Source organism: Geminicoccus sp., assembly GCF_035556675.1.
Classification (GTDB): domain Bacteria; phylum Pseudomonadota; class Alphaproteobacteria; order Geminicoccales; family Geminicoccaceae; genus Geminicoccus.
Window position 1 is genome coordinate 20,783 of sequence record NZ_DATMFZ010000098.1, and the last position, 10,404, is coordinate 31,186.

General features: G+C 67.8%; 12 protein-coding genes. 5 read left to right on the top strand and 7 right to left on the bottom strand.

Annotated elements, in window-relative coordinates; all coding sequences use genetic code 11:
- Positions 1–24: 24 nt before the first annotated feature.
- Entirely contained in the window at positions 25–801 is a 777-nt protein-coding gene (locus VNS22_RS07755; RefSeq protein ID WP_325731250.1) for a 3-hydroxybutyrate dehydrogenase, read from the top strand.
- Between the two features lie 99 nt (positions 802–900).
- On the opposite strand, the gene VNS22_RS07760 is transcribed toward VNS22_RS07755, so the two are convergent.
- Both VNS22_RS07760 and VNS22_RS07765 read right to left on the bottom strand, forming a co-directional pair.
- Complete coding sequence (locus VNS22_RS07760; RefSeq protein ID WP_325731252.1) at positions 901–1,356, bottom strand: hypothetical protein; 456 nt, start codon at positions 1,354–1,356, stop codon at positions 901–903.
- Positions 1,357–1,731: 375 nt separating this feature from the next.
- Entirely contained in the window at positions 1,732–2,652 is a 921-nt protein-coding gene (locus VNS22_RS07765; RefSeq protein WP_325731254.1) for a hypothetical protein, read from the bottom strand.
- Positions 2,653–3,094: 442 nt separating this feature from the next.
- Between VNS22_RS07765 and VNS22_RS07770 the strand changes: the two genes are divergently transcribed.
- On the top strand, positions 3,095–3,451 hold the full coding sequence (locus tag VNS22_RS07770) for a hypothetical protein (RefSeq protein WP_325731256.1): 357 nt from the start codon (positions 3,095–3,097) through the stop codon (positions 3,449–3,451).
- A gap of 254 nt (positions 3,452–3,705) precedes the next feature.
- Here VNS22_RS07770 and VNS22_RS07775 read toward each other — a convergent pair whose 3' ends face one another.
- The 4 genes from VNS22_RS07775 to VNS22_RS07790 all read right to left on the bottom strand — a co-directional run bounded on the left by VNS22_RS07775 (position 3,706) and on the right by VNS22_RS07790 (position 5,999).
- The gene (locus VNS22_RS07775; RefSeq protein WP_325731258.1) at positions 3,706–4,413 is read right to left on the bottom strand and encodes a DUF1194 domain-containing protein; all 708 of its coding nucleotides are present in this window, start codon (positions 4,411–4,413) and stop codon (positions 3,706–3,708) included.
- Between the two features lie 198 nt (positions 4,414–4,611).
- Positions 4,612–5,417, bottom strand: a protein-coding gene (locus tag VNS22_RS07780) for an IS5 family transposase (protein ID WP_325731260.1) whose coding sequence is annotated in 2 segments (ribosomal slippage) — positions 4,612–5,087 and positions 5,087–5,417 — 807 coding nt in all. Because the reading frame shifts where the segments join, the coding sequence is not laid out codon by codon here.
- Positions 5,418–5,471: 54 nt separating this feature from the next.
- Positions 5,472–5,717: a hypothetical protein gene (locus VNS22_RS07785; protein ID WP_325731262.1), complete on the bottom strand. Its 246-nt coding sequence runs from the start codon at positions 5,715–5,717 to the stop codon at positions 5,472–5,474.
- 111 nt (positions 5,718–5,828) lie between these two features.
- Positions 5,829–5,999 carry a hypothetical protein gene (locus VNS22_RS07790; RefSeq protein WP_325731264.1) on the bottom strand — a complete coding sequence of 57 codons (171 nt, stop codon included), beginning with the start codon at positions 5,997–5,999 and terminating at the stop codon, positions 5,829–5,831.
- Positions 6,000–6,450: 451 nt separating this feature from the next.
- Here VNS22_RS07790 and VNS22_RS07795 point away from each other — a divergent pair, with 451 nt between their 5' ends.
- Positions 6,451–6,672: a hypothetical protein gene (locus VNS22_RS07795; RefSeq protein WP_325731266.1), complete on the top strand. Its 222-nt coding sequence runs from the start codon at positions 6,451–6,453 to the stop codon at positions 6,670–6,672.
- A 311-nt stretch (positions 6,673–6,983) separates the two neighbouring features.
- Here the strand turns inward: VNS22_RS07795 and VNS22_RS07800 are convergent, their stop codons facing one another.
- On the bottom strand, positions 6,984–7,421 hold the full coding sequence (locus VNS22_RS07800) for a DUF4112 domain-containing protein (RefSeq protein WP_325731268.1): 438 nt from the start codon (positions 7,419–7,421) through the stop codon (positions 6,984–6,986).
- Between the two features lie 313 nt (positions 7,422–7,734).
- On the opposite strand from VNS22_RS07800, the gene VNS22_RS07805 reads away from it, so the two are divergent.
- Both VNS22_RS07805 and VNS22_RS07810 read left to right on the top strand, forming a co-directional pair.
- Complete coding sequence (locus VNS22_RS07805; protein WP_325731270.1) at positions 7,735–9,243, top strand: pyruvate kinase; 1,509 nt, start codon at positions 7,735–7,737, stop codon at positions 9,241–9,243.
- A 153-nt stretch (positions 9,244–9,396) separates the two neighbouring features.
- Positions 9,397–10,248 carry an endonuclease/exonuclease/phosphatase family protein gene (locus tag VNS22_RS07810; RefSeq protein WP_325731272.1) on the top strand — a complete coding sequence of 284 codons (852 nt, stop codon included), beginning with the start codon at positions 9,397–9,399 and terminating at the stop codon, positions 10,246–10,248.
- Positions 10,249–10,404 lie beyond the last annotated feature (156 nt).

Consider the following 10,404-nt stretch of genomic DNA (forward strand, 5'->3'; position numbering starts at 1 on the left):
CCGCTTTCGCCAAGGAGCTGCATCATGCGCCTGCAAGACAAGGTCGCCGTCGTCACTGGCGCCGCCAGCGGCATCGGCAAGGAGATCGCCACCGTCTATGCCCGCGAGGGTGCCAGGGTCGTGATCGCCGACCTCAACGCCGAGGCCGCCACCACCGCGAAGGAGCTGGACCCGTCCGGCGAGCGCGCCATGGGCGTGGCCATGGACGTCACCAATGAGCAGCAGGTCGACGCCGGCATCCAGCAGGTGATCGACCGCTGGAACCGGCTCGACGTGCTGGTCAGCAATGCCGGCATCCAGATCGTGGCCCCGGTGGTCGAGTTCGAGTTCGCCAAGTGGCAGAAGATGCTGGCGATCCACCTGGACGGCGCCTTCCTCACCACCCGCGCGGCCCTGCGCCAGATGTACCGGCAGAACAGCGGCAGCGTGATCTACATGGGCTCGGTCCACTCCAAGGAAGCCTCGGTCCTCAAGGCCCCCTACGTCACCGCCAAGCACGGCCTCCTGGGCCTGGCCAAGGTCGTGGCCAAGGAGGGTGCCGCCCATGGCGTGCGCGCCAACGTGATCTGCCCGGGCTTCGTGCGCACTCCGCTGGTCGAGAAGCAGATCCCCGAGCAGTCCAGGGAGCTCGGCATCTCCGAGGAGGACGTGATCAAGAAGGTGATGCTGAAGGAAACCGTCGACGGCGAGTTCACCACCGTGGCCGACGTCGCCGAGACCGCCCTGTTCCTGGCCGCCTTCCCGACCAATGCGCTGACCGGCCAGTCGATCGTGGTCAGCCACGGCTGGTGCATGAACTGAAGGGATGATCCCGAATCGGTCCTGGCCGCGCACCAGCAGGATGTTCGTGCGCGACTGGGACCACCGGGCAGAGGACTTGGCCAGTTTCCTCCCATGATGTCATGACCGATCGTGCGCACAGGCATAGCGCCGCTTCTCGAACTTGCTGGTCTCCCCTTCGAAATCATCGGGCCGGGGATCATTGGCGAACAGGGCTCGATTGTCCCCCGTGAGAGGACCCAGCCAGATGCCCTGGCTCGGCGGTACGCCCCATGGCGGATGGATGTGATCGCCGGAGGTCTCGCGATAGGCCCAGTCATGGTAATCCGCCACCCGGCCATAGGCTTCCATGCAGCGTTGCATGGCCTCCTGGAAGGTGAGCGGGTCCCGCTGAATCGCTGTCATGCACAACCTTGTACCATACTGGAAATAGCGGATTGGACTGGTGCGACAGCTTCCGGCCGGGATGCCATGAGCAGCGGCGGTGGACACCGGCAGTTGCAGGGCATCTGGAGCAAGTCCTGACAGCAGCACGGCTGCGGACACCGTGATGAACAATCCACCGAATCTCGTCATGATCGCCTCCTGTCTTTGGCCACACGCGCTGCCACAATGGCCGCGCTCGAATGAGCAAGCGCAGTCATGGCAGCGGATTCGCAACAAGAGATGACAGACAATACCGGGCAGACTGAGCGCAGCCTGACCCTGCACAAGTCACAGGAACAGTAATCATACCATACGAACCAAGGCGCCCCTACTGCCCTGTGCGTGTACGACTAGCTGCGTTCACGCCTGCAGTGAGCGCAGCGGCCTGTTCTGGCAGGAATGGCAGGCGACGCTGGTTCTCCTGCCGTGGCGGAACTGGACAGCGCCCATGCGCCGATCGAACGGACAGCCCATCGCCGGGATGCTGGTCGAGCCGGGCGCCGGCTGGCCACGCGCACGGCCATGTCAGGCGACGATCACGTCTCCCGCGTCCAGCGTCAGGGGATCGTGGGACAAGGTCTGCACCAGGATCCGGTTGCTGCCGGTGTCATCGAGCATGACCGCGACCGTCGGGGAGCCGTTGCCGACCAGGGTCAGGTCGCTGAAGCTCTCGAAGCCGTAGGCCCGGATGTCGAGCACGTCCTTGCCAGGCTCGAAGTCCAGGACCTGATCGATGCCGCTGTCCATGCCGAAGAGGAAGGTATCGCGGCCACCGGTCGCGCTGCCGTCGATTTCGGCAAAGTCGCCCCACAGCCGGTCCCGGCCGTCACCTCCGATCAGCAGGTCGTCGCCGCCGCGCGCCCCGGCCCCCGCGATGAACGCATCACCGAACAGCATGTCCTGGCCGGCATCGCCTTCGAGCGCGTCGTTCTCGGCCAGGATGCGGCCGGACATCTCGTAGGCGTCGCCGAACAGCATGTCCCGCCCCTCCCCGCCATGCAGCTGGTCGCGGCCGCCCCTGGTCTGGTCCGCCATCATGTAGGCATCGCCGATCAGCCAGTCGTCGCCCTGGCCGCCATGGAGATGGTCGGCGGTCCCCCAGACATGGTCCCGGAACTCGAACGCGTCACCGAACAACCGGTCCTGGCCAAGGTCGCCATACAGCTGGTCGGAACCGGCTCTGGTCCGGTCGGACATGGCGTAGGCATCGCCGAACAGGATGTCGTGGCCCCAGCCACCGATCAGCTGGTCGCCACCACCTTCGGCCCGGCCGATGATCTCGTAGGAATCGCCGGACAGGATGTCCTGGCCGTGGCCACCCTGGATCCGGTCGCTGCCGCCGGTGCCGCCCGTGGTGATCACCCAGGCATCCCCCATCACCCGGTCGTGGCGGCTGCCACCCACGATGATGTCATGCCCGGCCTGTCCGTTCAGAAAGCCTCCCATGCTCGGAATGCCGTCGGGATTTCCCGCAGTATAGGGATCACCAAAAATATAGTTATCCTCATCACTGGCGAAGATGACGTTGTTCGGCCTGCCGCCTGTGCCAAGACCACCAATGATGACCACCATCGCCGCTCCTCCAGCGAGGCATGGCCTTTAACTATACAATGAGACGCCAGTGACGGCGAGACATTTCATGCAAATCCAGATGTGCTTTCTGCGCTGGTCACTCGCCGAGCCTGGGCACCTCCACGGGTTCTGACCAAGCCTTCAACCTCTCGTTCACCGCGCGCAGTTGCTGCTGGCGAGCCGGTGATGTCGTTCACCTGCAAGTTCGGCCATGACGATGACGGAAGCTGCTCGGTCAACAGGGTGATAAGGTGTAGTCTGGCCCGCCGCTCTGGCTCCGGTTTGAGCGGACCATGCCGATCAGCCGGAAACCGCCATGCGTACCTCCTGCTTCGCCCTGCCCTTCCTGCTGTCGATTCAGCCAGCCGCCAGCCATGACTGGTACGAAGCGCTGCGCTCCGCGGACGGTCTGCCGTGCTGCGGCGAGCATGACTGCCATCCGGTGCCCTACCGGTTGAACACCAGGACGGGGATGGAGGAGATCGAGGTGGATGACCACTGGTGGCCGGTCGATCCCCGGCAGGTCGTGCCCTCGGCAGCGCCAGACGGACGAGTCCACGCCTGCTGGAGCACGTATCGGCGCAACCCGGCTCACCCCCGGGCCAAGACCCCCAGTTTCCGCTGCATCATCCTGCCGCGCACGAGCAGCCTGGACTTGGCCACCGTCGGCTGAGACTGGAGCCGCATGTGTCGGGGCGCAGGCGGCGTCCCGTTAGCTGGCCTTGCCCTGGTTGTGCTGGATGGTCGAGCCCAATGTGCTGCCGCCCCCGGATGGCCAGGTCCAGGTCCGCCCCCTGGCAGGACGGGGCCGCCAGCCCGATCCAGGGATGACCTGCCAGGTGCTGCCCGTTTCCGGCCTAAACTGGATCGGTACCAGACTTAGAGCGCGTAACGAAACCCGGGTTCTCCATGGCCTGGACGGTCGTCTCAGCGCAAGACGGTCGGCCCCGGCGCCAGCTCGCGCAGCAGCTTCAGCCGCACCGCCTGGGCGAAATCGCGGTAGTCGTCGGCGGTTACCACGAACGCCCCGGTGCCGCCGATCACGTTCGTGCGGTAGAACTCCGGGACGTAGGAGTTCTCGTTGACGATGGCGAGGCCGTTGATCGTGACCCCGGAGGCCAACGCCCGGTCGCGCACCTGGCTGGGATAGGCGCCGCAGTTACTGATCCCGTCTCCCGACACGTCGATCTTCGGATGTCCCTCGAAGGCGTTGCCGGCGAGTTCCGCCAGGGACCAGATCAGCGCATCGCCGAGGGCGGTGTACCCACTCGTGCCAAGGTCGACGGGCAGGGCCGCTTCCAGGCGGGCCGCGAAGTCCTCTGCCGAGGCCTGGTCCACGAGCCGGTGCCACGCGACCGCGGTCCGCTGCTGCCCGGGCCCGGCCCAGGCCACGACGGCCACCGCCAGGCCGTCCGGGAGCGCGGCGATGGCGTCGATGACCGCGTCGTCGCGGAACGCGCGGGCCAGCCCGTCCCGCTGGAGGCGCTGCTCGGCGGCGTCGACGCTGCCTGACACGTCGACCGCCAGCACGAGCTCAATGCTGACGGCCTGCCGGCCGAGCGCCACCGTCGGCACCGAGGCCGCGAGCATGGGCAGCAGCATAGCGGTCGCACAGCTGACGATGCCGGCGCGCATGGTTCGCCCTCCCTGCCGGGCCGAGCGTCTGCGCCCAGCCGCGGGCGGTAGGGTACCATACCTGGTGTCCATCGGACCAGATCGACCGGTTTGAGACCGAGCGTGTAGCCTCAGCGGATGGCGGGGCCGACGAGAATCAGAAGCTCGCCAAGTTGGCGATGTGGCGCCCAATAGCAGGTACAAATCTTCTAAGAACGCTCAACAAGACCACCTCGTCACGAACTTGAAGCAGATCAGGCTGGTGGCGAGCAGGTGGAAGCCGGTGAGGATATCAAGGCGCTGCTCGTAGCGGATGGCGAGCCTGCGGAACCGGCTGAACCAAGCGAGCGTCCGCTCGATGACCCACCGGTGCCGGCCAAGCCTCTCGCTGCTCTCGATCCCACGCCTGGCGATCCTGGGCACGATCTTGCGCTGGCGCAGAGCCTGGCGGCAGTGTCCGAAGCCGTAGCCTTTGTCGGCATGCAGCTTGACCGGCCGCTTCCTTGGCCTTCCCGCGCATTGCCTAACCGGCGGCACCGCCTCAATCAGTGGCTCGAGGAGCTTGCTGTCGTGCCGGTTGGCCGCCGTGAGGAGAAGGGCGAGTGGGATGCCATTGCCGTCGACGAGGAGGTGCCGCTTGCTCCCGGGCCTGCCGCGGTCGGTTGGGTTCGGCCCCGTCGCCTCGCCCCCCTTTTCGCCGCAAACGACGCGCTGTCGATGCAGGCCCGGCTCCAGTCGATCGCATTGGCCTTGCCCAGCCGATCGAGCAGCACACGGTGCAGCCGCGCCCATACCCCAGCCGCTTGCCAGTCCCGCAACCTCCGCCAGCAGGTCATGCCAGAGCCACAGCCCATCTCCTTGGGCAGGTACGCCCAGCCGACGCCGGTCCGCAGCACGAACACGATGCCTTCCAGTGCTCTGCGGTCATCCACCGGTGGCCTGCCACCCTTCGGCCGAGGCGGTCGCACCGGCAGAAGCGGCTCGACCACCCGCGACAACTCATCGGAAACCAGAGGATCTTTCATCCGGTCGGCTTAACGCATTGCGCCCACGCGCTCAGCAGGTTTTGTGATGGGCTTTTAGGACAGCTCGCCGCCCTCGGACGTGATCGGGCGCATCCCGAGCCAGCCGGGCAGGATGATCGCGGTGCGCCGCCGCACGAGCAGCGCCAGCGTGTCCTCGAGATGGCCCAGCAGAGCGCGTGCTTCCGCCGTGCCGAACCCCTGCCGCTGCCGCCAGGCCAGCCGCGCCCGCTGATCTTCCAGTCGCGCCGTGGTGGCTTCGATCCGCCGCTCCAGCACTTCCAGATGCACGTCTCGCCTCATCTGCCCTATCCAGTGCCCGTCCTGCGCACCTACCAACGGTTGATAACGCCGTCGGTGCCGAGCTAAGGCCGGCGCAATGGTACCGAGTGGCATTCTCGCCACACCGGCCACTCAGTCAGAAGCGGGCCAGAGCTGGTCCAGCAACATCCGACGCTGGGACTGCCACTGCGCCTGCACGTACTCCATGGCCAGCATGGTGGCCGCGCCGTCATTCGGGTTCAGCCGGAACGCGCGCCGCCCGGCCAGGCAGGTTCGCATTCGTGCCAGCCGCAGGTCGCCCATGGCCAGGCGGTCCTCCGCAGCCGCGAGCCGGGCATGCAGGAGCGCATAATCGAGCGGCAACGGCGGAGTAACGGAGCGGGATAGGCGGGAAGACATGACAGGTGCTCGCTCAGGTTTGGCGGGAGCACACGTACCTCTCTCGGCCACCCGCGCCGGGAAGATAAGCAGGTGATGATGGTCACATAGACCGGCAGCGCGCTAATTACACCCCCATCATGATATTATCTGGCCTGCCCTGCGCCTGGCTGTAACGGAGGTCCTGGCCCATCAGGGCCTCGGCGTGGCCCAAGGTCGCTAGATGCTGACCGGTCCCGGTCATCATGCCGCGCCGGCCTGGACCAGAACGAGCCGGGCGTTAAATACTGTCCCACGCAAGTTTCTTCCGGCTCCGGAGGAACGGGCAGCGCCTCAGCACAATTACATCCCTGCACTCAATGAGGCGGGAGGAACCATGTCGAACCGACGAATTGCCACCGCCAGCCGCCATGTCGCCGCTGCCCGTGTGGCCGCTGCCGAAGCGAGGCTCGCCCAACAGCGCCGGCTCCTGCACGAGGCCCAGAGCTGCGATTCGCCGGAATGGCTGGAAATCGCCGAGAATTCCTGCACTGCCCTGGAAACCGCGCTCGCCTGCTTCCGCATGGAACTCGCGGACTTCCGGCAGGACCGGGTCTAGCAGCCATCGCCGAAATCGGCAGCGGTTCGCGGGAGCCGATGGGCAGCGCTTGGCGATTCGCGATCGCCGGGACCATTGTCGTGACCCGGCACCACCCTCCGTACCTGGCTGATCGGTCGGAGCGGAGCACATTCGCGGCCTGCCGAGACGGCGTCGCGGTCAGCTGATTGCGACGCCTTCGGCAGAAAGCGGATCGACGGCCTGCCGGCCGATGATCGGTGGCGTAGGAAGATTCTGCTCGGCTTGGCAGCACCGGGGGCAGGTCATGCCGGCCATGCTGGCAGGACCCGCCGCCTACGCCTGGCAGACCGTCAGTAGGCCGCCGCCGGGCGGATGACCGGATCGGGCGTCACCTCGACGATCCCGTCCAGCCCGTCCAGATGGGCCTGCAACAGCGCCATGTTCTTCAGGTTGGACTTGTAGAACGCGTCGCCCACCCAGCCGATCAGCGGCACGATGCTGATGACGAAGTCGACGCCGACATGGCCGACCATCTTGGCCAGCGTGCGCGCCGGCACGCCCAGGCGCCGCGCCTCCCAGATCAGATAGGCCGACATCACCTTGGCGAACGCGGTGCCGACACCCGGCACGAAGTTGAGCGCGGCATCCGCGCCGAAGCGGAAATTGGTGCCTGGCACCCGCACGGCGCTGTCCAGCACCCGGGCCAGCATCTCCAGCCGGCGGCGTACCGCGGCGATCTCCTGGGCATCGAGCCTGGTCGTACGACGGGAAGAAGATGCAGACCGCATGGAAACCTCCTGGATGAGCAGTCGCTGCAAACGCAGCCCGGTCAGGTGGTGTCCGACATCATGATCCCGGTCGGGAGCATCAGAGGGGCCCGGACTTCACGAAGAACTAGTTGGCCCCGGCGGGCCGGCTTTCAAGATGCGCAAGCGGTGTCTTGCGTCGCTGCGGAATTTACTTCGCTGCCTCTTGAAGCAGGCCGAAGTTCTTCCTAGCGGCAGCCTGTGGACCCGGGCGGCAGGTTCTGGCATAATGGATCGGTGCGGCCGTCATGCGGCCGCACTGCGTTTTTCTAGAAGGAAGGAAGAAAACAGGATCATGGCTACCGCCGCTGTCGTTCCGCTGCACCGCCTGGCCGACCAGGAGCTCCTGGCCCTGCTGGAGGAGGTGAACGCCCTGCGTGCGGCGGTCGCGGAGGATGGTGCCGCGATCTGCCGGGAGATGCTGGCAGAGGCCGGCGCCAAGGCCGCCCCCTGGCCGGGCCTGGCCAATCTCGGCCACTACATCGCACTGCGCCGCCATGACATGCGCGGCCTGCAGCGCCGGCTGATGCCGCACGGCCTGTCGTCGCTGGGCCGGCTCGAGGGGCGGGTGATGCCGACTCTGGATGCGGTCGCGGTCGCGCTCGCGGCCTTGGCCGACCGGCCGCGGCCGGTGGCCTCGCCCGAACCCGACGCCTTCTTCGCCGGCGAGACCGCGCTTGCCGCCGCCACCGACCGGCTGCTGGGCCCCTCCTGCGGCCACCGGCGCAGCCGGATCATGGTGACCCTGCCGAGCGAGGCCGCCGACGATCCGGAGCTCACCATGGAGCTGGTCCGCCGCGGCATGGACGTGGCGCGGATCAACTGCGCCCATGACGACCGTGCCGCCTGGGAGCGGATGGCGGACCATGTCCGCGCCGCCGGCGCCGCCCATGGCCGCCCGGTCGCGGTGCTGATGGACATTGCCGGGCCCAAGATCCGGCTGGAGGCGGTGGCCGCCCAGGGCCGCAAGGCCCGGCTGTTCCTCGGCAGCCGCTTCCGCCTGGTGGCCAGCGGCACGCCGATGCCGCCGCTGGACCTGCCGTTCACCGCCCTGGTCTCGCTCCCTGAGCTGGTGACCCGGCTCCGGCCGGGCGATCGGGTGCTCTACAATGACGGCAAGGTCGAGGCCGTGGTGGAGACGGCCGAACCGGGCGAGGCCATCCTGCGCGTCACCCGGGTCAGGCCCACCGGCAGCCGGCTCAAGCCCGAGAAGGGCCTGAACCTGCCCGACACCGCACTCGGCCTCTCGCCGCTCACCGGCAAGGACCAGGCCGACCTGGGTGCCGTGCTCGAGCTGGCCGACATCCTGGGCTACTCGTTCGTGGCCGACCCGTCCGACCTCGACCTGCTGGAGGAGGCCGTGGCCCGCCAGGGCCGCCCGGACCGCCCGCTGGGCCTGATCGCCAAGATCGAGCGGCCGGAAGCAGTGCGCAACCTGCCCGCATTGATCGCGCGCGCAGCCGGCCGTTGGCCGTTCGGGGTGATGATCGCGCGCGGCGACCTCGCCGCCGAGATCGGCTTCGAGCGGCTGGCGGAGATGCAGGAGGAGATCCTGTGGCTGGGCGAGGCCGCCTCGGTCCCGGTGATCTGGGCGACCCAGGTGCTGGAGACCATGGTCAAGGAAGGCACGCCGTCGCGTGGCGAGATGACGGATGCCGCCATGGCCGCGCGCGCCGAATGCGTCATGCTGAACAAGGGTCCGGAACTGCCCGCGGCGGTGGCCCTGCTCGACCGCCTGCTCGGCCGCATGGACGCCCACCTGTTCAAGAAGACCGCCATGCTGCGCGCGCTCAATGCCTGGTGAAGGGGTCCGGCAACAGGGTCCGGCAAAGGTGGGGCCTCGAGACGGCGCCCGATGACAAGCCCCGCGATCGTGCCTATCTAGGGTTGCTGTGGCCGGTCTCCTGCGGCCGGCCCTGGCCACTCCCCCGAGGTGACGAGCACGGTGCTGAAGAGAATGCGGTCCCCTGGCCGGCAGACCCTGCCGGCCCAGATCCTGCCCTCCCCGATCCGCTCGGTGCTGAACGGCGAGCGCCCGAGCTACCGGGCGGCACGCGACGGCGGCGGGCCGGAAACCCTGATCGCTTCCTACAACGTCCACAAATGCGTCGGCACCGACAAGCGCTTCGACCCCGCGCGCATCGCCGAGGTGATCGCCGAGATCGGCCCGGACGTGATGGCGCTGCAGGAGGCCGACCAGCGCTTCGGCGACCGCGCCGGCCTGCTCGACCTGCATTGGCTGGAGCGCCAGTGCGGCCTGGTCGCCGTCCCGGTGCGCGCGCATACCCGGCTCTGCCATGGCTGGCACGGCAACGTCATCCTGTTCAAGGCGGGGGCGGTCGCCGACATCCACCAGATCCGCCTGCCCGGCGTTGAGCCGCGCGGCGCGCTGGTGGTCGACCTCGACCTCGAAGCCGGGCCGTTGCGGATCATCGCCGCCCATCTGGGCCTGCTCCGCCGCTCGCGCGCCCAGCAGGCCGAGGCGATCCTGGCGGCCATGGAACGGCGCACCGAGCGCCCGACCCTGCTGATGGGCGACCTCAACGAATGGCGTCTGGGCCAGCGCTCCTCGCTCCTGCGCCTGGATCCCTCGTTCGGCCCGCTCACGCCGGCCCTGCCGAGCTTCCCCTCGCGCTTCCCGATGTTCGCGCTGGACCGGATCCTGGCCAATCCCGCTGCCATGATCACCAGCATCGAGGTCCACGATTCGCGCCTGGCCAGGGTTGCGTCCGACCACCTGCCGATCAAGGCGCGCATCGACCTGACCCACGCGCGCCCGGCGGCCGCCGCGGCGCCGCTTGCCGCCTGACGCTGGCCCCCCTACTCCTGCCTCAGGGCCATGCTGGGAGCCGTGCGTCAGGTCCGTTCGAGGTGACATGCGTCCGCTGCTCGTCCTTGCCCTGATCATCCTCTGCTTCGTGCTGGCCTCGTTCCTCGCCGTCTATTCCTATGGCCGCTTCGCCCG